This is a genomic window from Rhizobacter fulvus (assembly GCF_964020785.1).
The window spans coordinates 4,844,806-4,863,467 of the sequence record NZ_OZ224516.1; the positions used below are offsets into that span (position 1 = coordinate 4,844,806).

An 18,662-nucleotide genomic window follows, 5' to 3' on the forward strand; every position below is an offset into this window, starting at 1 on the left:
AGCTGGAACCGCCGCCACTTGGCCAGCTTGCCTGCCGAGGTCCACGAGAGAGACCTCAGACGTCGGGCGTTTGTGGCAGCAGCGGCAGTCATCCAGCGGAAAGCGCGGCCTCAACTGCGGTGAGCGCGTCGGGCCACAGTGCCCGTTCCTGCTCGAGACGCAGCTTGTAGCCCCAACGGTTCGACTTGAGGCCGTCGAACAAGTCGCGTTCTATATGCGTAAGGTGCGGTAGCTGGCTGGCGGCAGACTGAACCGGCTCTTTGCCCCAAAGTTCTCGATGCTGCAGCAGCGTCTCTTCGTCCATCATGACCGAACACAGCTGAGGCAATGCACGCCGCGCTTGGTTCAGGATGAAGAGACCGTGGGTATCGATGTCCCCCCAATACACCGCCTGGCACTCTCGCAACCAAGGCAACGTCGACAGCACGCTGACCGCGTTACCCAGTCGCATGAACACGATGGCACCCTCAATATCCGGAAACGCCAGCCCGGTCTCCTTGTTCTCGACGATGATGATTCGCCTCGCGGGCACCGGCGAATCGCGCCATTGGTCCAGCGGTGCCTCGACATCGCGCATTCCGTTGAAGCGCAGCCTGAGTTGGGGGCAGAGGATGCTGACCCGCAAGCGATGGGGAGGACGCTGCAATCCGGTCAACTCGTAGAGGTCCCCTAAGGCTGTGGCGCCGACGATGACGCGCAGCAGGTCCGTCACTAGCTCCTCGCGCTTCTTCTCGAGCCACTTCGTGTCCAACCCGACGACTGGAAGCTGGCGCAGAGTGTAGCCAGAGCCCAGGTTGGCTTGAAGCCATGCGAGCAGGCGAATCAGGCGCGCGAAGTCGTCGTCTGTGTAGTCGGCCAGTGCGTCGAAGTGGCGTGCCAAGCGACCCGACCCTGCAAGGAGTGGGAAGCGTTCGCAGAGTTCGCCCGACCTGGCCACCGCTCGCACCCAGCGCGATTCCTGACCGCACAGCGCAGCGCAGTCGCGAGGCGTGGCAATCTGCAGGCTGGCAGGAAGATTCTGAGTGCCGACCCGCGGCCACCGTCGCTCCTGCCAGACGACCTGGCCGGCAGGCTGCCAGCCCATCCACGCGGTGACCCAGCCGCGCATGGAGGCAATGTCCCCAACCAGGTCCTGCTCGACCGGCGAGCCGAGCTTGATGGTCAACGGCCATTCGCCGCCCCCCTCGAGCCAGGTACGGTGCCCGTTGTCGTAGCGAGTCCCGAGCTGCGCCCTGGCTGCCTCAGGTAGGAGCAGCTTCGGCTTCGACGGTTGAATAGTCACGCTCCATTTCTGCGGTGATTTGCAGGCGACGCTCGACGGTGTCGTATTCAATTGGCACGGCAATGGAGTGCTTGCGGTCCCTGATAGTGATGAAGGCGGCACCCCCGACGAACTTCTCCAGGGTGCGCACCTTGTCCAGCGGTGCGGCGATGAGCATCTGGAACCCGAACTCCCGGAAGATGTTCATCGCCAGGCTGGTGTGCTGGGAGTCAGCCAGCACGAACGCCTCGTCCAGCACCACGGTCGAGTAGCGCGGCACCGTCCGCTCAGACCCGCCGAGCTGGTAACGCAGGGCAGATGCCAGGATGGTCGCGGTGAGTTTCTGGCGCTGCCCACCCGACTTGCCGTCGTTACCCCGGTAGACCTCGATTTCCTGCCCGTGAACGTTCAACTCGCGCGCGATGAAGTCAACATGCTTGCGCACATCGAGCACCAGCTCGCGCCATTCGACGTCGACCTTGTCTTGGCTCCCCAAACGCCGCACCAGGCGAGCCAGCACCGCGTACCGCGCCTCGGCCGTGGCCTCGTCCGTGTTGAACGTGTCCGTCAGGACGTCACGCAGCGACTGGAGGAACTCCGCAACCTCACGCAACGGCCGCTTGATGGTCTTGATTTCAAGGTGGGTATCGTCGTGAAACGGCACGTCGCGCAGGCCATCGTTCACGCTTTCCAGCCGGTCCTCGATGCTCTTCGCCGCACTCTGGTGCCTGTTGCGAAGAATGACGAGGTTCTCGTCAGTCTGCTGGGTCAGCAGCGAGAGGAAACGCGCCTCAAAGGCCGGCAAGCCGTCCTTCAGCAGCCGGTCGAGTTTGGCGAAGTACCCGTCGGCACTCGCCAAGACGGGGTCCAGGTCGGCCGAATCGCTCTTGAACTCGGCATTGAAGGCAACGAAGATGGCCTCGATGACCTGCTTCAGTTCCGCCATGTCGTTCACGCAAGCCGCAATTTCGCGCACCAGTCCGCGTTCGACGGCGCGACCGCAGACGTCCGGAGTGACAGCGCCGTCGTCGCGTTCCGAGCCGTGCTCGTGGGGCTCGAGCGCCACTCGGCGCGCCGACTCGTTAAATCGCCGCTCGAGGTTTTCCTGCTGCGTGGGGGTGAGGGCGATGGTCGGCACCGCCTGGATGCGCTCGATGGCGACCGCGTCCTTCCCCATAAAGCCTTCGAGCTTCTGGCCTCGCACCGTTTCATGGTCGCGCTTCTTGCGGACGTCGCGCACCTGTGATTCGGCGGCGCTGATTTGCTGGTCCAACCTCGCCAAATCCGGATTGGCCGCGAGGCACGCGGCCACCTGGTGCTCCAGGGCGGCGATGCGGGTCACGGCGCTGACGATGTCAATATCCAGCCAGGTGAGCGTCTGCAGCGTGTTGGCCGCCAATGCCCGCGCGTTGTCGCGGGCGTCAGCACAGCGCAGCTCGATGAGCCTGGTGTCCGACTTTGCGATGCTCGTCTGCAGCTGTTCTGCCTCCAACTGGAAAAGTGCCACCTTTTCGGCTGCATCGAAGCCGAGAACCCAATGGCGCTTGTCGTTGATGCTCTGGCGGTCGTCCTTTTCGTGCGCGGCCACGTTGTGCTTGACCTGGCCGGTCACCATCACTGCCTTCACTGCGGCGCGGAACTCCTGAGTGGAGTCGACGCACTCGTAGTCGAAACGGTGGCGCAGTTCCTCCCCAAGCCACCCGCAGTAAGGTGACGTGTCAGCTAAGGCCACCTTGCGCGACAGCGATTTCGGCCCGGCAGCGCGCGTATTGCTGGAGTTGCGTTCGCGCATCGTGAGGTAGCGAATCCGTTGACCCGTGTCTCGCTGCATCCACTCCGCCACGGCCTGGTAGTCGGTCTCCTCGACCAGGATGTTCCTTGCCAGCCCGCCCAGCACACGCTCGATGGCGCCGCGCCACTGCAGCTCGTCATTGCGGACCTGCATCAGCTCGCCCGCGAAAGGCAGCTTGTTCTCGTCGAAGCCGAGGTCGGCAAGCATCTGCGCGCGTACGGCTTGCAGTTCGTACGGAATGAGGGAGCGCCGCAGCTCCATAGCCGCCAGCTGTTGGTGCACAGCGGCCAGCCGCTTGCTTTCGTCCGACTTCTTTTCTTGCACTTCGAAAATCTGCTCTTCACGGCTGTTGCGTTTGGCGCTGGACTGCTGGACTGCAGTCACCGCGACTTCGACCATCTCGCCGTACCGTTCAGGAGTCTCGGGCATGGTCAGACCGAGCGTCGAGCACGCACTGAGGGCCCGCTTGTTCTTCGCCTCGCGCTGCGGCCTGAGCCGCACTGCCTCTGCCAGCTGCACTTGCAGGAGCTCCAGGTCGCTGCCGCCATGCTCGTGGCGGCGATTCATCAGCTGCTTGTGTTCCGCTTCAGCGTTCGCCAGATTGGTCTCGAGCAGCTCAAGCGCCATGGCGGACCCGTCGCGCTCGCCTTTCAAAAGGGCAACCCGCTCCTGCAGCAGCTCCAGACGAAACTGAGCGACGTACGCGTCGATGCCGAGTTGGACCTCCTGAAGTCGCAACCTCTCGCGTTCGGCGCGCAGCCGCTCGTCGGCTGCTCGCTTCGCCGGCGTCAGCACGTCCACCTGCTTCCGTGCCTCGACGACCGCCTTGTGCGCCGCCTCGAGCTTCACGAACTCGTCGACCAAGCTTTCGGAGACCTTGAACGTGTCGGGCTCGTCAAGCATGTACGTGCGCAAGAACTCGTTCAGGTCCCCGAAGGATTTGGCGGACTGCGTTTTGTGCAACAAGTGCAGTGCGCGTTCGTTCTCGATGCCGAGCAAGCGCCGAAAGCGTTCCTGGTACGAGCCGAAGTCGTTGAAAACGTGCACATCGGGCAATTGGTGCCGGATGCGCTTGACGTCGAAGTTGCTGTCGCCAAAGAACTGGAACTCACGCAGGTCAATAGCGCGCTCGGCCGCGGCGTAGACGCTGTGAACGTCCTTGGGTGAGTTGGACGCGCCGCGGACCCACAGGATGCGCAACAAAGTCACGCAGTGCTGGCGGCCATCCAGGTACACCTCGGCCACGACCGACCAAGTAGATTCCTTGCCGCGCAGATAGCTGGTTACGGTCTCGTTGGCGGCGTCCGCAGATGATTTCTGCGCCCAGGCGCCGCGTACGTAGGTCAGGTCGGTACGTTCGCGCTTCTGGGAGTTGCTGTCTCGCGCGGCAGTGTTGAACTGCATCCAACGAGGGCGGGACAACAGCGACGTGTGGGCGTCCAGGATGGTCGACTTGCCCGCCCCGGTAGGGCCGCCGAGAAGGTACCCCTCGGGCGAGACCTCGAAGCTGTGCACGCCCGAAAACGTCCCCCAGTCGAACATCTGAATCCGGACCAGTTTGAACTGGTCGTCCAGACCTTCGAGCCCGAGCGCTGCTTGGGTGCCTACCTTCATTGGTCGTCGCCCTCGTCCGGGTCCTGTTCGCTCGAGCCGGCGCTGTTCCAGAATCGGCGTGTCGTGTCGTCGTCGACATACCCCCGGCTAGTGCGCTGCGCCGCCTCGGTATACAGGCGCGTGAGCGACTGGACTTCATCCGCGGAAAACAGCAACTTGAGGGTCGGCGAGATTTCGAAACGGTCGGTACCGGCGCCAAGGGGCGTGAGAATGTGGGACGCGGTTAGCTTCTCGATGGCCTTTCGTACGCGGGCGGCGAAACCAGACCGGTCGACGTTGTCTGCCTTCTCGTAGACCATCAGGTGGTCCCGCAGGTCCTGGCCAGACAGTACGGAGCGCTCGACCTGTGCGTCCGCTTGCGTCAGCTGGAGCCTCAAGTACAGGACGGCGGCCGTCTCCAGGAAGTTGAGCGTCAGTTTGCGCAGCAGAACGGGGAAGGGCACGTCACCTGCTGGGGCCTGGCGCGTGAAGGCGACTTGCTGGTCGCGGTCGACGACGAGCTCGAGGAACAAGTCGTGCAGCCGCGAACGAATGATGGCCTCGTCGCGCAACAGGGTCGGCCACAGTTGTGTCTGTCGGGTAGAGTCCATCGAAGGCCCGAGCATCAGCTGGACCAGCACGCGACGCGTGTCCAGGGGCAGGGCACCAGTGTCGCCCGTGAACAAGGAGCTTCGCGAAGCGTCATAGCCCGCGGGAAGCGGGGCGACGGGCACCTCGGCAACGAACATCTCGTCATCAGCGGAAGAGTTCATGCCGGCGTTCCCTGGTGAAGTAGTAGGTTGTCACTCGCGCGCGTCTCGGCTCGTCGTCGGTCGTGCGCCACTGCAGATGCTCGTGGTCAGGCGTGGCCACGCCATGCTTCGTGGCCAGGTCCAGGTAGCCGAACACCGTGCCTAGTCCATGCTCCGCAGGGTACTGCTGCAGCACGTCGCCGACCGATACCTGGGAGCGCGTTTCGAGTAGGGTGCACACATTTCGGCGCAGGGCGTCCACATCGATACCCGCGTTCTGAAGCAGAAGGCCGGCTGCGGCGATGTCCTCAAGCGTTGGCGCGGCAAGCTCCATGGCCTTCGGTGCAGCACTCAGCGACGGGTCGTACAAGACGGCCCGAGCCACGGAATTGATGGTGCAGTTCGACATCTGCAGCTCGAAGTAGAAGCCGCGAGGGCGCAGCACCTCCTTGGCTGTCAAGGCCGCCGATGTCGCGTCGCTGAGCAACCCGCGCATCCGGCGCTGCTCCAGGTACTCGCGGCTCTGGACGAAATGCTTCAGGCTATTTGCGAATGACTGCATGACGTTGTGAACGGCCGCACCTTCGTTCAGCAGCGTATCAGTGATGCCGCGCAAGAACCGGCGCTCGTCCGGCGTGAGCGCAGCCGCAAAAGCGCGCTGGGGCAAGGCGTCGACGGCGTCGTTCAGCGCAGCATTCTGCTCGGCGTCCATGAGCAGGCGCCAGAACGCATTGAACGTTCGGCCGGCGTCGCTATCGGCAATGAGGTCGACACCCGCGAACAAGGCCTCGAGAACGACGCCGCGGCTGCCGTCATTCTCGACCAGCTTGGTTCGAAGACCTCGGTTCAGCCGGTCGAATTCCGCGCTGACGACTCGAAAGTCGCCGGCCAATTCCTCGGTGAGGCGCTCCAGAGCCCGGGCCGGTGGGAGCGGCTCCACGCCATCGGTCTCGATGTCCGCTATCGCTCTGTCGAGTCTGTTGCGCTCCAGGCGGAGGGAGCTCAGGCGCGCCTCGGGGTCCGGGTCGGTCTCCTGGGCCAGCCGGACGAACTGATGGATGACCAGTTGCAGGCGGCTCTCAGTGGCGACCGTGCGCGGCTTCAGCGAACTGGTGATGAAGCGGATGCCGGCCAGCGCCGCCACGGACGGCTCGTACACCTCCTCGGTTCCCGCTGCGGGAAGGTGCCGGGTGACCCAGCCCTCGCGAATCCACTCGGCCACAGCGGCCTGGGGCGTCTGGTCCAGGTCGGACTGGCTGGTGTCGGCGAGGCGTGTGAGCTCCTGGTCGAGCCGCTCAAACAGTATGGAACTTGACAATGGACCGCGAGCGAAGAGGGAATCAAGCAAGGCGACGATGACGGGCGCGCGATGTGCGGCCAGAAGCTTCCACATCGGCTGCTGGCGAAGGTTGTGCAGCGCGGCGGCGCCTAGGAGGGCGCTCATCGCCGCCTCGCTTTGGGAGCGTCGGAAAGCATCATCTGGAAACATCACACCCTTGTTGTGTCGACAAGCCAAGGGTGGAGGGTGGCATCGACTAGGCTCATGGGGTGAGCTAGTGTGGGGCCGCGGATACAGGGTCAGATTCCATCCAGGCACATCTGGTCCTCGGTGGGGACCTTGGACTTCTCGACCCGCCATGAGCTCGACGTAGCGCTGCTGCACCTCGGCGCCGGTCGTGAACCTGACCTCCAGCCCCACGGCTTTTGCGACCCTGGCGCCGGACCGTGGAGATGAGCTCGGCCTCTTCGAGCGTCGGCAACGAGGTCAGCCAGACTCCGGTGTAGTGCAGGTGCTTCGCGAGCAGCGCCCCGGCGGCGACTCTTGGCTTAGCGTCGTCCTTGGGCAGCTTCACGCGCTCAAGCAGATTTGCGGACAGTAGGTGCGGCGCAACATCGCAGGCCATCGGTTGCCCTGGAAACCGAGGCCGGAGGCAGCCCTGAGCTCGACCATGCTCACGTGCAGCGGATGGTTGTCCTCGCACCGTGCCTCCGCACCAGGTGAGCACCAGCATTTTAGCGAGTATTCGAGGCCCGCAAGCGAGCAACTCTTAGTGGCGTCGTCGTTGGCAGTCTTAGCTTGGAGCCGTTGGCAGGTCTAGGCAGGCATGTTGGCAACCTAAGCGTGTTTCAACATGGAGACAAGGCCTTAGGTCAATCCGTCAATGCAAGTTTACATAATATACATTGTCGATCAATCCTCAATGGGATCGGCAATGTCTTCGAGCGTCTCGCCGTAGAACGGCGGCGCACCGTCCTCCTGCTGCGCGACCAGCGGTTTGTCCAGCGGGCGGCAGATGCGGCTGTGCAGGCGCGCGAGCCGGTCCGAGCTGGCCACGGCGGCGAAAACCGCCTCGGGGTCCATCATCAGGGCGAACGGGTTGGCGGCGACAGTCTGGGCAGTGGTCATGGCAGTCCTTCCGGTGATCGGATGCCTTGCACTCTAGGCGTCAGCCTCTTGTCGCCCCAGTGGGCGGCGCCCCAAACGGACTGTCTCGTTTCTTCTTACTTCGGCCGTCAGCGCGGCGCTGCCTGCTCGAGGCGCTTGATCACCGGCTCGCGGCCCGAGAGTTTCGCGAAATCGGCGGCGCGCATCCCGCGGTCGTTGCGGCGGGATGCATCGGCACCGCGTTCCAGCAGCAACCTGACGCTGTCTTCGGTGCCGTATTGCGCGGCCATCATCAGCGGCGTGGTGCCGTTCGGGGACGGTGCGTTGATCTCGGCGCCGCGCTCGAGCAGCAACTGCACGAGTCGGGTTTCGGGCCCGGTTGCGGCGTAATGCAAGGGTGCCCAGCCCGACTGGTTCACCTTGGCGCCGCGTTCGAGCAGCTGCTGCGCGGCCGGGACATCGCCCTTGAGCGCCGCCATCATCAGCGGCGATTCGCCCGCCTGGTTCAGCGCGTTGATGTCGATGTGGCGACGCTCCAGCAAGGCCTTCAGCGCTTTCGGCGAGCGTTCCTGGAGCGCCACCGTCAGGCCGGGCTGGCCCTTCGGATCGCGGGTGTTGGGATCGAACCCGCGGTCCAGCAGGCCGCTGAGCAGGCTCGCGTTGTCGTTCTTGATCGCCACGAAGAAGTCTTCGTACGACCCGGCGTGCGCCGAAGAAAATGACAGAGCGACAACCAGATAGACAATTTTCTTAAAGTGATTCATGAGGTCAGGACGAGGGGGTGGCAAGCGGCGGCAGCTTGAACAGCCGCTCGAAGTTGGCACTGGTGGCGGCTGCGACGGCTTCGACCGGCAGGCCCTTCAATGCCGCGATCTGTTGCGCGACGTAGGGCACGTACGCCGGGCTGTTGGTCTTGCCCCGGTACGGCACGGGGGCGAGATAGGGACTGTCCGTTTCGATCAGACAGCGGTCCAGCGGCACGAAGGCAGCCACATCGCGCAGGGCCTGCGCCGTCTTGAAGGTCAGGATGCCCGAGAACGAGATGTAGAAACCCAGGTCCAGCGCCGCGCGCGCCACCGCGTCGGTCTCGGTGAAGCAATGGAACACGCCGCCCGGGCCGCGGTCCGCCTGGGCGCCCTCCTCGCGCAGGATCGCCAGCGTGTCGTCGGACGCGCTGCGCGTGTGCACGACCAGCGGCAAGCCGGTGGCGCGGGCCGCGCGGATGTGCACGCGGAAGCGCTCGCGCTGCCATTCCATGTCGGCGATGCTGCGTCCATTGAGCCGGTAGTAGTCGAGCCCGGTCTCACCGATCGCGACGACCTTGGGCCGCTGCGCCCGCGCCAGCAGGTCATCGAGCGACGGCTCCGCGACGCCCTCGTTGTCCGGATGGACGCCCGCACTGCACCAGAAGTTGTCGTACGCCGCGGCAAGCGCCTGCACCTCGTCGAATTCCTCCAGCGTGGTGCAGATGCACAGCGCGCGGTCGACCTGCGCGCTCGCCATGTCGGCACGGATCTCGCCGAGGCGTGCGGCGAGTTCCGGAAAGCTCAGGTGACAGTGGGAATCGACGTACATGCGCGGGGATGGAGAGCAGGCGGCGAACTCAGTCGGCGCGCAGCGCGCCAACCGTTGCATCGCCTCAAATCGTTTGCGTCGGCTTCGCGGACGAGATCGAGGTGCCCAGCACTTCCTCGATCTTCAGCTTCAGGCCGCGCGTCTTCTCGTCGGCCGGGAAGCGCACGCCGACGCCCTGCGTGCGTCCACCCGAGGCGTTCGCCGGCGTGATCCAGCCGACCTTCCCGGCGACCGGGTAGCGCTGCGGATCGTCGGGCAACGAGAGCAGCAGGTAGATGTCCTCGCCCAGTCGGTATTCCCGGGTCGTCGGTACGAACAGCCCGCCATCGGTGAAGACCGGCATATAGGCGGCATACAGCGCGCCCTTCTCGCGGAACACGAGCTGGATGACGCTGGGCCGCGCGGATGCGGGCGCCGGCGCGAGGGCGGAGGGAACGGTGCGTGGCGGCGTCGGTTCGCTCATGGCGCCGAGTGTACCGAAGTGCCGGCCGCCAGCGCCTGCCGGCCCTGCTCCACGAGCGCTTCGGCGAGCAGGCCGGCGTTCCAGGGATGATCGGCGTGACGCGCGACGCGGTTCAACTCGCGCATCCACGCGTGCAGCGCGGCGGGTTCGGCGCCGCGGCGCAGTGACGCGACCGGAAAATAGCGCGGCGCCGCGCCGACGCACAGGCTCAGGGTGTCGTGACAGATCTTCTGCAGTGCATCGATTGTGCGCGGCAGCGGCCAGCTCGCGAAGACACCCGGCATGCCTTGCGCGACGGCCATCGGGGCGCGCAACCAGCTGGCGGCGTCGATGCCCTGCTGCACCCAGTCGAGCGCCTCCTGCGGCTGCCCGCCGGTCGCGGCCAGCATCACCGCTGCGTCGGACACGCCCTGCCCGGCCAGCCAGTCGCCGGCCTGCGCGGCCGGCGGCAGCCCCAGCACCAGGCTGCGACAGCGGCTGCGGATGGTCGGCAGCAACGCGTCCGGTGCCGCGCAGCTCAGGATGAAGCGCGCCGCGCCCGGGGGCTCCTCGAGCGTCTTGAGCAGGGTGTTGGCCGAGACGTGGTTGATGCGTTCGGCCGGGTGCAGCACCACTACCTTGGCGCGACCGCGAGCAGTGGTCGTCTGCGCGAAGTTGACGGCCAGCCGGACCGCATCGACCTTGATCTCGCGGCTGGGCTGCGCCTTCTTGGTCGCGCGTTCCGCGCCGTCGTCGTCCGCGCCGTTCGACCAGCCCAGCGGCTCTCGCAGCGCCTCGGGCAGCAGGACCAGCAGGTCAGGATGCGAATGCGATTGCACCAGCCGGCAGCTTGCGCAGACGCCGCAGGGCGCCTCGGACGACGGGCGATCGGCGCGCTCGCACAACCAGGCCTGTGCGATCGTCAGCGCGAGCTCGAACTGGCCCACGCCCTGCGGCCCGTGCAACAGCAGCGCATGCGCCTGCGGCCCCTGCAGTGCGCGTTGCAGCAAGGGACCCAGCCAGGGCAGCGGCAAGGCGCCGTCCGGGCCTACCACCCGCGTGACTCCAGCACCGATTCGATCTGCGCCCAGACCGCGTCGCGCGACGACGAGGCGTCGATGCGGGCGAAGCGCTGCGGGTCGGCGGCGGCGCGCGCCGCGTAGCCGCCGCGCACGCGCTCGAAGAAGTCGAGGTCGCGCTGCTCGAAGCGATCGGCCTCGCGGGCCCGCGCGCGGCGCTGCGCGGCAATCTCCGCGGGCAGATCGAACCAGAGCGTCAGGTCGGGCTGCAGGCCGCCCTGCACCCAGGTTTCGAGTTGCGCCAGCACCGCCCCCGGCGCTCCGCCCCCGCCACCCTGGTACGCGAAGGTCGCATCGGTGAAGCGGTCGCAGAGCACGGTCCGGCCGGCCGCGAGTGCCGGAGTGATGACGCTGCGAAGATGGTCGCGACGCGCCGCGAAGGCGAGGAGCGTCTCGGTCAGCACATCCGCCGTCTCGTGCAGGAAGATCTCGCGCACCCGTTCCGCCAACGGCGTGCCGCCCGGCTCGCGGGTGCACACGACCGTGGCCCGACGCTCGCGCAGCCGCTGCGCGAGCGCATCGAGATGGGTCGACTTGCCGGCGCCGTCGATGCCCTCGAAGGTGATGAAGCGGCCGGTCTTCACTTCTTGCGCTGGTATTGGTTCACCGCGCGATTGTGATCGGCCAGCGTCTCGCTGAACTCGCTGCTGCCGTCGCCCCGGGCGACGAAATACAGCGCCTTGGTCGGGTCCGGTCGGACCGCGGCGAGCAGCGACGCATGGCCCGGCATCGCGATCGGCGTGGGCGGCAGTCCAGGGCGAAGGTAGGTGTTGTACGGCGTGTCGGCCAGCAGGTCGCGCTTGCGCAGGTTGCCGTCGAAGCTCGCGCCGAGCCCGTAGATCACGGTCGGGTCGGTCTGCAGCGGCATGCCGATGCGCAGCCGGTTGACGAACACGCCGGCGACCTTGCCGCGGTCGGCGCCGACGCCGGTCTCTTTCTCGACGATCGAGGCCAGCACCAGCGCGTCGTCGGGGCTGCGCAGCGGGGTGTCCGGGGCGCGCTCCTGCCAGGCGGCATCGAGGCGCTTCTGCATCGCACGGTAGGCGCGGCGCAGCACCGCGACGTCGCTGCTGCCCTTGCTGTAGGCATAGGTGTCGGGCTGGAAGCGACCCTCGGCGGGCACGCCGGACGCCGCGCCGACGGCGGCCATGATCTGCTCCTCGCTCATGCCCGCGGTGGTCGGCTTCAGCGCCTCCGCCTTCGCAAGCTCGGCGCGGAACTGCCGGAACGTCCAGCCTTCGATCAAGCGAACGACGGCCAGCGTCTCGTCACCGCGCACCATCTTGTTCAGCAGCGCCACCGGGGTCGTGCCGGGACCGATCTCATAGCTGCCGGCGCGGATCTTGCGCGCCTGCCCCGACCAGCGGAACCATTCGTACAGCAGCACCGGCGAAGCCTGAACGCCGGCCTGCACCCAGGCCTGGGCGATCTCGCGCGGTGGCGTGCCGAGCTCGATCGAGAGCTCGACCGAATCGCTGTTCAGGGCCAGCGGCCGGTTCAGCCACCAGAACGCGAACCCGCCCACGCCGACCGCGGCGAGCAGCACCAGGATCACCAGTGCGCGCAGCCACTTCATCGAGCGAGGGCGCCGCCCGAAGCGCCGCGGCGCCGTACCCCTGATGAGACAAGAATCATGGGCGCTGATGATAATCGGGCATGACCATGCAACCGATTCCGGACGGACTTGTCGTCCTCACCCACTGGGGCTTGATGCGCGCCCGCGGCGCCGATGCCGTGAAGTTCCTCCAGGGCCAGCTGACCAACGATGTCGCCACGCTTGGCGCGGACCGCGCGCGCCTGGCCGGCTTCTGTTCCGCCAAGGGCCGACTGCAGGCCAGCTTCGTGGTCTGGCAGCTCGCGCCCGACGATCTGCTGCTGGCGTGCCACGCGAGCGTGCTGCCTGCAACGCTCAAGCGCCTGTCGATGTTCGTGCTGCGCGCGCAGTGCAAGCTCAGCGACGCCGGCAGCGAGTGGCGGCTGCTCGGCGCCGTGGGCGCCACCGCCCGGCATTGGACGGCCGACCTGCCCGTCTGGGGCCAGCGCGCCGCGGCAGGCGGCAGCGCGGTGCGCCTGCCCGACGTGGACGGCCTGCCACGCGCGCTGCTCGCGCAATCACTGGCCGAGCCGCTTCCGTCGGCACCCGACTTCGCGCTGGACGCGTGGCGGCTGCTCGAAGTGCGCAGCGCGATCCCGGTCATCGAAGCCGCCACGGTCGACCAGTTCGTGCCGCAGATGCTGAACTACGAGGTCGTCGGCGGCGTCGATTTCCAGAAGGGCTGCTACCCGGGACAGGAAGTGGTCGCGCGCAGCCAGTACCGCGGAACGATCAAGCGCCGCATGTTCCTGTTCGCGGTCGACGAGGCCGGGCATGCCGGTCAGGAGGTCTTCCACAGCGCCGACCCGGCGCAGCCGGCGGGCATGGTCGTCAACGCCGCGCCGCAGGCGGGCGCTCCGGGCAGCGGCGTGGTGCTCGTCGAGGTCAAGCTGGCCGCGCTCGAGGGTGGCAGCTTGCATCTGGGCCACGCGGGCGGTCCGTCGCTGCGCCAGCTCGAACTGCCCTACCCCTTGCCCGGCGAGGCGGCGCTGCTCGCCTGAGCGGGAGTCGACCGCTCGGTCGACAATCGTTAACAATTCAACGAGAGCGTCCCGGTCGGCTGGCGGCGTGCCCGCGATGCGCGAACTGTTCATCTACTATCGCCTTCAATCGATCCACGCAGCGGCTGCCGAAGCGCTCGTGATCGGGTTTCAGGCGCAGTTGCGCCAACAGTATCCGCCACTGATTCCGCGCCTGCTGCGTCGCTCCGACATCGGTGTCGATGGCCGGCAGACCTGGATGGAAACGTATTCGACCGACCCCATGCGTGAGCCCCGCGGCGTGACCGCCGAACTCGAAGCCGCGATCGCCGCACAAGCCGCCGTGCTGGTGCCACTGCTCGACGGGCCACGCCACACCGAGGTGTTCTCCGCATGTGTCTCGTAGCCCTTGCGATCGACCAGAGCCGTCGCTTTCCCCTTGTCGTCGCCGCCAACCGCGACGAGTTCTTCAAGCGCGAGACGGCACGCCTGGGCTGGTGGTCGGCCCAACCCGGCGAGCCGCCGATCCTGGGCGGCCGTGACCTCGACTCCGGTGGCACCTGGATGGGGTTGACGGCGCAGGGACGCCTCGCGCTGCTGACCAACGTGCGCGGTCCGCGCGCCGCCGAGTGCGGCGCCCCCTCGCGCGGCCGCGTCGTCACCGATTGGCTGGCAGGCGGCGAGGAAACCGGGGATTTCTGGATGCGCACCGCGCTGTCCGGCTACAACGGCTTCAACCTGATCGCGGCGGATTTCCTGCGTGGCGAGTGCTTCTGGGGCTCGAACACCGGCGCGCATCCGCGCCGCCTGGACCGGGGCATCTACGGCCTGTCCAACGGCGGGCTCGATGCACCGTGGCCGAAGGTGACCGCGTTGAAGGCGCAGATGCAGGCGTCGATGAGCGCCTCGATGACGGCCGACGAGCTCGCGGCCCGCCTGTTCGAGAGCCTGGCCGACCGCACCATCGCCGCCGACGACGCGCTGCCGCAGACCGGCGTCCCGCTCGAACTGGAGCGTCAGCTGTCGCCGGCCTTCATCCGTACGGCGGACAACGCCTACGGCACCCGCAGCTCGACGCTGATCATCACCGAGAAGATCGGCCGCGCGCCGGTCACGCATGTCTACGAACGCAGCTTCGCGCCGAGCGGCGAGGCGGAGCTGATGCGGCGCGCGGTGTTGAAGAACTGGCCGCCGCGCTACCTGGCCGACGACGTCAATGCGCCGGTCGAACCCGGCCTCGTGTCGGAGCACGGCGGGCACGACGTCGAGGATGGCGACGCCCGATTGCCGCGCACGCGCGTGCGCAGCCTGCTGAAGCCGCCGCCGGACCGCCGGCGCCGCCGCAGCACGGTCGTGATCGCCTGACGCTCACACGAGCGGGCGCGCCATCTCGATGTGCGCGATGCCCGCTTCCTCGAACACCGCGCCGATCGGCGTGAACCCGGCACGCGCGTAGAACCCCTGCGCGCTCACCTGCGCGTGCAGCCGGACCTCGCGGTCGCCGCGTTCGCGCGCCGCCTGCATCAGCGCGTCGAGCACCGCGCGCCCCACCCCGCTGCCCCGCACCGACTGCACCGCCGCCATGCGTCCGATGCGCGCCACGCCGGGCGCTTCCTGGAGCAGCCGGCCGGTCGCCAGCGGCAGGCCGAAGCGGTTCAGCGCGACTGCGTGCGGGCAGCTGGCATCGGCCGCGTCCCATTCCATCTCGACGGGGATGCGCTGCTCCTCGATGAACACGGCGGTGCGGATCGCGCGGGCATGCAGGCCGAGTGCGTCCCAGTCACCGACGCGCACGTCGACCATCGGCTCGCCCGCTTCGAACGCGTCGAGGATCGAGCGCAGCGCGTCCGGCACCGGCCTGGATTTCTGCGTCTGCGGGTCGGCGAACACGTAGACCAGTTCGCCGGTGACGAGCAGCTGGTCCTGCCGGAACACCGCACCGCCGAACCCGATCGACGAGGTGCCGATGCGGGCGCAGCGCATGCCGACATCGAGCACGTCGTCGTAGCGCGCCGACGCGAGGTATTCGACCGTCGCCTTGCGCACGTACAGGTCGCCGCCGAGCCGCTCCATCGTCTGCGCGTACGGCATCGCCAGCGCGCGCCAGTACCCAGCGACCGCGGTGTCGAAATACATCAGGTAGTGGCCGTTGAAGACGATCTGCTGCGAATCGATCTCCGCCCAGCGCACCCGCAGGCGTTCGAAGTGTCGGAAGTCGCGTCGGTTCATTCGGAAGCTTTCAGGATCAGGGTTCGAAGGCCGATCGCAGCGCCGCGCCGATCAGCGCCTGCGCCGTCCCGGCCTCGGGCAGCACGCGGCCGAGCTTGATGAAATCGTGCGTCACGCCGCGCGCCAGTTCCAGTTCGACCGCGACACCGGCCGCACGCAAGCGATCGGCGTAGGCCAGGCCCTCGTCGACAAGCGGGTCGCATTCGGCCAGCACCACGCAGGCCGGCGCGACGCCGTCGAGCGACTCCGCCTCGAGCGGCGCGAACCGCCAGTCATGCCGCTGCGCGCGGTCGATGTACTGGTCGAAGAACCACGCGATGCTCTCGGCCTCGAGCAGGTAGCCGTGCGCGAAGCGCGCGTGCGAGGGCAAGTCGGCCAGGGCGGTCGTCCCCGGCGTGATCAGCAGTTGCAGGCGCAGCGGCAGACCGATGTCGCGGGCGTGGATCGCGCTGGCCGCGGCCAGCGTGCCGCCCGCGCTGTCGCCGCCGACGGCCAGGCGAGCACTGTCCAGGCCCAGGACTGCGCCGTGCGCGGCGAGCCACCGCATGGCGGCCCACGCGTCGTCGACGGCGGTCGGAAATCGATGGGCCGGTGCGAGCCGGTAATCGAGCGCGACGACCGCGGCGCCGCTGCGCAACGCGAGCTGACGACACAGACTGTCGTGCGTCTCGAGGCTGCCGATCGTGAAGCCGCCCCCGTGCAGATACAGCAGAACCGGCAACCCGGCGGCGCGCGAATCGGCATACAGGCGCGCCGGCAGCGGCGTGCCGTCGGCGGCCGGCAGCGCGAGTTCCTCGACCCGTGCGAGCGGCGCGCGCGGGGGCTCGAGGATCTCAGCCGCAGCGTCGTACGAACGGCGCGCCTCGGCCGGACTCATCGTGTGGAACGGCGGACGCTGGGCGCGGCGGATGTTTTCGAGCAATGCCGCCATGCGGCGCGTCAGCGTCGGTTCGGGCATCGGCGGCGGGTCAGAAGATCGAATCGCGGTCCACGCCCTGGCGAAGCATGCGGCGGCGCAGCTTCAGCAATGCCTCTTGCTGGATCTGGCGGATGCGCTCGCGCGTCAGGCCGAGCCGCGCCGCGAGCACCTCGAGCGTCTCGGGTTCCCGATCGCCCAGGCCATAGCGACCGGCAACGACCTCGCGTTCGCGTTCGTTGAGCTCGTCCAGGCCGTGGTTCAGGAGCAGCTCGACCTCGTTGCTCAGCGTCAGGCTCATCGGGTCGCTCGCGCCATCGTCGGCGACGCCATCGAGCACCGAGTCCCCACTGCCGTCGGTGATGCCGCGGTCCATCGGCGCGTCGAGCGAGGTCGGTTGTTCGGCAAACTTCAGCAGGGCGTCGACTTCCCGCACCGGGCGCTTGAGCGCCAGGGCGACTTCGTCGACCCGCACGGGACGATCGCTGTGGCCGGCGCTCGCGGACTGGGCCTCGAGCGAGCGACGCATCTTCAGCACCTGGTTCAGGTCGCGCACCACATGCACCGGCAGCCGCACCAGACGGGCCTGGTGCATGATCGCGCGCTCGATGCTCTGGCGCACCCACCACGAGGCGTAAGTCGAGAACCGGAAACCGCGCTCGGGCTCGAACTTGCCGATCGAGTGCATCAGGCCGAGGTTGCCCTCTTCGATCAGATCGGTCATCGGCAGGCCGCGGCCGAGGTAGTTCTTCGCGATGCTGACGACCAGGCGCAGGTTGTGCTCGATCATCGTCTGGCGTGCCGCGAAGTCGCCCTGCCGCGCACGCGTCGCGGTGTCGAACTCCTGCTGCGGCGTGAGCAGCGGCGCGCGCCGGATTTCGCGCAGGTAGGTCTGCAGCGTGTTGCCGCTTTCGGCTTCGCCGGCCGCGATCTCGACCGGCTCGGCTACCAGGGCGACGGATTCGTCGACCGGCGCGTCCGGTTCGGGATCGACTGGCGCATCGATCGTGGCGACCGGCAGCGCGGACGTGCCGTTCAGGTGCGGTGGCGTCGGCGCAGGGTGGAATGCGCCGTCGATCTCCGCAGCGGCGTCGAGCGTGGGGCCAGCGAGCGGGGTGCGCTTCCTGGCCATGGCGTCATTCCTCGCTCACCAGCCGGTCAGCGCGGCGGCAGCAGGCGCGCCGGATCGACCGGCTTGCCCTGGCGACGGATCTCGAAGTGCAGCTTGACGCCATCGGCGTCGGTCGAGCCCATCTCCGCGATCTTCTGGCCGCGGCGCACGCTCTGGTCTTCCTTCACCAGCAGCGTCTGGTTGTGCGCGTAGGCGGTCAGGTAGGTGTTGTTGTGCTTCAGGATCACCAGGTTGCCGTAGCCCCGCAGGCCCGAGCCGGCATACACCACGCGACCGTCGGCCGCGGCGAGCACCGGGTCGCCGGCCTTGCCCGCGAACACCAGTCCCTTGACCTTGCCTTCATCGAACGGTGCGATCACCGGGCCCGCCGCAGGCCAGGCCCAATTGACGTCGTCGTCACCCTCGCGGGCAAGCGGCGGCGGCGGCGGCGGCGCCGGCGCCGGTGTCGCAGCCGGAGCCGGCATGGACGCCGCGCCGCTCGCCGCCGATGCAGCCGGCTTCGGTTCGAGCGGCTTCGTCTCGACCTTGGCGGTCGTGATCGGCTTGCTCGACGCCGCATTCGGATCGACGCCCGGCGGCACCACGCGCAGCACCTGGCCGACTTCGATGATGTTCGGGTTCTCGATCGCGTTCCACTTGACCAGGTCCTTCCAGTTCTGCCCGTTCTCGAGGCCGATCCGGATCAGGGTGTCGCCCGTCTTCACCGTGTAGTAGCCGGGCTTGCCGCTGTTCTCGGCGCCTGGCAGCGGCTTGGCCGTTTCGACGACCGCAGGCACCGGGGCCACCGCGACCGTGGGTGCCTTCTGCGCCGCCACGCGGTCTTCGACCGGCGCGCGGTTCGGCGTGTTGGAGCAGCCCGCCAGCAGCGCGCCGGCGAGCGCCAGCACGCTCATCCACCTCGTGTTCATCACCAACTCGTTCTTGTTCATCG

The 18,662-nt window shown here is 67.5% G+C and carries 18 protein-coding genes; 3 read left to right on the top strand and 15 right to left on the bottom strand.

Features of this window, described 5'->3' with window-relative positions; genetic code table 11:
- Nucleotides 1–88 precede the first annotated feature (88 nt).
- The 11 genes from ACWH49_RS22975 to mltG all read right to left on the bottom strand — a co-directional run bounded on the left by ACWH49_RS22975 (nucleotide 89) and on the right by mltG (nucleotide 12,456).
- Complete coding sequence (locus ACWH49_RS22975; RefSeq protein ID WP_448173559.1) at nucleotides 89–1,282, bottom strand: Wadjet anti-phage system protein JetD domain-containing protein; 1,194 nt, start codon at nucleotides 1,280–1,282, stop codon at nucleotides 89–91.
- Nucleotides 1,242–4,667 carry an ATP-binding protein gene (locus ACWH49_RS22980; RefSeq protein WP_448173560.1) on the bottom strand — a complete coding sequence of 1,142 codons (3,426 nt, stop codon included), beginning with the start codon at nucleotides 4,665–4,667 and terminating at the stop codon, nucleotides 1,242–1,244. The genes ACWH49_RS22975 and ACWH49_RS22980 overlap by 41 nt, the downstream gene beginning before the upstream one ends.
- Nucleotides 4,664–5,419 (bottom strand): DUF4194 domain-containing protein, encoded by a 756-nt coding sequence (locus ACWH49_RS22985; RefSeq protein ID WP_448173561.1) that lies wholly within the window; start codon nucleotides 5,417–5,419, stop codon nucleotides 4,664–4,666. Before ACWH49_RS22985 ends, ACWH49_RS22980 begins: the two co-directional genes overlap by 4 nt.
- A complete protein-coding gene (locus ACWH49_RS22990; RefSeq protein WP_448173562.1) occupies nucleotides 5,403–6,842 on the bottom strand; it encodes a DUF3375 domain-containing protein in 1,440 nt (479 codons plus the stop codon). The genes ACWH49_RS22985 and ACWH49_RS22990 overlap by 17 nt, the downstream gene beginning before the upstream one ends.
- A 747-nt stretch (nucleotides 6,843–7,589) precedes the next feature.
- On the bottom strand, nucleotides 7,590–7,805 hold the full coding sequence (locus ACWH49_RS22995; RefSeq protein WP_056469577.1) for a hypothetical protein: 216 nt from the start codon (nucleotides 7,803–7,805) through the stop codon (nucleotides 7,590–7,592).
- Between the two features lie 107 nt (nucleotides 7,806–7,912).
- Nucleotides 7,913–8,464, bottom strand: coding sequence for an ankyrin repeat domain-containing protein (locus tag ACWH49_RS23000; RefSeq protein WP_448173563.1), 552 nt, complete (start codon nucleotides 8,462–8,464; stop codon nucleotides 7,913–7,915).
- Between the two features lie 88 nt (nucleotides 8,465–8,552).
- Nucleotides 8,553–9,359, bottom strand: coding sequence for a TatD family hydrolase (locus tag ACWH49_RS23005; protein WP_448173564.1), 807 nt, complete (start codon nucleotides 9,357–9,359; stop codon nucleotides 8,553–8,555).
- Between the two features lie 64 nt (nucleotides 9,360–9,423).
- Complete coding sequence (locus tag ACWH49_RS23010; RefSeq protein WP_056469587.1) at nucleotides 9,424–9,822, bottom strand: PilZ domain-containing protein; 399 nt, start codon at nucleotides 9,820–9,822, stop codon at nucleotides 9,424–9,426.
- Nucleotides 9,819–10,811, bottom strand: a complete 993-nt coding sequence (gene holB / locus ACWH49_RS23015; RefSeq protein WP_448173565.1) for a DNA polymerase III subunit delta' — start codon at nucleotides 10,809–10,811, stop codon at nucleotides 9,819–9,821. Before holB ends, ACWH49_RS23010 begins: the two co-directional genes overlap by 4 nt.
- A 38-nt stretch (nucleotides 10,812–10,849) precedes the next feature.
- Nucleotides 10,850–11,464 (bottom strand): dTMP kinase, encoded by a 615-nt coding sequence (gene tmk / locus ACWH49_RS23020; RefSeq protein ID WP_448173566.1) that lies wholly within the window; start codon nucleotides 11,462–11,464, stop codon nucleotides 10,850–10,852.
- Nucleotides 11,461–12,456, bottom strand: coding sequence for an endolytic transglycosylase MltG (mltG, locus tag ACWH49_RS23025; protein ID WP_448173567.1), 996 nt, complete (start codon nucleotides 12,454–12,456; stop codon nucleotides 11,461–11,463). Before mltG ends, tmk begins: the two co-directional genes overlap by 4 nt.
- An 80-nt stretch (nucleotides 12,457–12,536) precedes the next feature.
- Here mltG and ygfZ point away from each other — a divergent pair, with 80 nt between their 5' ends.
- The 3 genes from ygfZ to ACWH49_RS23040 all read left to right on the top strand — a co-directional run bounded on the left by ygfZ (nucleotide 12,537) and on the right by ACWH49_RS23040 (nucleotide 14,819).
- On the top strand, nucleotides 12,537–13,475 hold the full coding sequence (gene ygfZ, locus ACWH49_RS23030) for a CAF17-like 4Fe-4S cluster assembly/insertion protein YgfZ (RefSeq protein ID WP_448173568.1): 939 nt from the start codon (nucleotides 12,537–12,539) through the stop codon (nucleotides 13,473–13,475).
- A 76-nt stretch (nucleotides 13,476–13,551) separates the two neighbouring features.
- On the top strand, nucleotides 13,552–13,860 hold the full coding sequence (locus ACWH49_RS23035) for a DUF4936 family protein (RefSeq protein WP_448173569.1): 309 nt from the start codon (nucleotides 13,552–13,554) through the stop codon (nucleotides 13,858–13,860).
- On the top strand, nucleotides 13,848–14,819 hold the full coding sequence (locus tag ACWH49_RS23040) for an NRDE family protein (RefSeq protein ID WP_448173570.1): 972 nt from the start codon (nucleotides 13,848–13,850) through the stop codon (nucleotides 14,817–14,819). The genes ACWH49_RS23035 and ACWH49_RS23040 overlap by 13 nt, the downstream gene beginning before the upstream one ends.
- A gap of 3 nt (nucleotides 14,820–14,822) precedes the next feature.
- On the opposite strand, the gene ACWH49_RS23045 is transcribed toward ACWH49_RS23040, so the two are convergent.
- Genes ACWH49_RS23045 through ACWH49_RS23060 form a run of 4 tightly spaced genes read right to left on the bottom strand, consistent with a single transcriptional unit; the run spans nucleotide 14,823 to nucleotide 18,660 of the window.
- Entirely contained in the window at nucleotides 14,823–15,683 is an 861-nt protein-coding gene (locus ACWH49_RS23045; protein ID WP_448173571.1) for a YbgC/FadM family acyl-CoA thioesterase, read from the bottom strand.
- 16 nt (nucleotides 15,684–15,699) lie between these two features.
- Complete coding sequence (locus ACWH49_RS23050) at nucleotides 15,700–16,614, bottom strand: alpha/beta hydrolase (protein WP_448174384.1); 915 nt, start codon at nucleotides 16,612–16,614, stop codon at nucleotides 15,700–15,702.
- 37 nt (nucleotides 16,615–16,651) lie between these two features.
- A complete protein-coding gene (gene rpoS / locus ACWH49_RS23055) occupies nucleotides 16,652–17,731 on the bottom strand; it encodes an RNA polymerase sigma factor RpoS (protein WP_448173572.1) in 1,080 nt (359 codons plus the stop codon).
- A gap of 26 nt (nucleotides 17,732–17,757) precedes the next feature.
- Entirely contained in the window at nucleotides 17,758–18,660 is a 903-nt protein-coding gene (locus tag ACWH49_RS23060; protein WP_448173573.1) for a peptidoglycan DD-metalloendopeptidase family protein, read from the bottom strand.
- Between the last annotated feature and the right edge of the window lie 2 nt (nucleotides 18,661–18,662).

What these genes read in the sequence shown, in the direction of transcription:
- rpoS (WP_448173572.1), bottom strand. Translation starts at nt 17,731, where the DNA reads ATGGCCAGGAAGCGCACCCCGCTCGCTGGCCCCACGCTCGACGCCGCT.
- mltG (WP_448173567.1), bottom strand. Translation starts at nt 12,456, where the DNA reads ATGAAGTGGCTGCGCGCACTGGTGATCCTGGTGCTGCTCGCCGCGGTC.
- ACWH49_RS23050 (WP_448174384.1), bottom strand. Translation starts at nt 16,614, where the DNA reads ATGGCGGCATTGCTCGAAAACATCCGCCGCGCCCAGCGTCCGCCGTTC.
- ACWH49_RS23010 (WP_056469587.1), bottom strand. Translation starts at nt 9,822, where the DNA reads ATGAGCGAACCGACGCCGCCACGCACCGTTCCCTCCGCCCTCGCGCCG.
- ACWH49_RS22985 (WP_448173561.1), bottom strand. Translation starts at nt 5,419, where the DNA reads ATGAACTCTTCCGCTGATGACGAGATGTTCGTTGCCGAGGTGCCCGTC.
- ACWH49_RS23045 (WP_448173571.1), bottom strand. Translation starts at nt 15,683, where the DNA reads ATGAACCGACGCGACTTCCGACACTTCGAACGCCTGCGGGTGCGCTGG.
- ACWH49_RS23040 (WP_448173570.1), top strand. Translation starts at nt 13,848, where the DNA reads ATGTGTCTCGTAGCCCTTGCGATCGACCAGAGCCGTCGCTTTCCCCTT.
- ACWH49_RS23060 (WP_448173573.1), bottom strand. Translation starts at nt 18,660, where the DNA reads ATGAACAAGAACGAGTTGGTGATGAACACGAGGTGGATGAGCGTGCTG.
- ygfZ (WP_448173568.1), top strand. Translation starts at nt 12,537, where the DNA reads ATGACCATGCAACCGATTCCGGACGGACTTGTCGTCCTCACCCACTGG.
- ACWH49_RS23035 (WP_448173569.1), top strand. Translation starts at nt 13,552, where the DNA reads ATGCGCGAACTGTTCATCTACTATCGCCTTCAATCGATCCACGCAGCG.
- ACWH49_RS22995 (WP_056469577.1), bottom strand. Translation starts at nt 7,805, where the DNA reads ATGACCACTGCCCAGACTGTCGCCGCCAACCCGTTCGCCCTGATGATG.
- ACWH49_RS22980 (WP_448173560.1), bottom strand. Translation starts at nt 4,667, where the DNA reads ATGAAGGTAGGCACCCAAGCAGCGCTCGGGCTCGAAGGTCTGGACGAC.
- ACWH49_RS23005 (WP_448173564.1), bottom strand. Translation starts at nt 9,359, where the DNA reads ATGTACGTCGATTCCCACTGTCACCTGAGCTTTCCGGAACTCGCCGCA.
- ACWH49_RS22990 (WP_448173562.1), bottom strand. Translation starts at nt 6,842, where the DNA reads ATGAGCGCCCTCCTAGGCGCCGCCGCGCTGCACAACCTTCGCCAGCAG.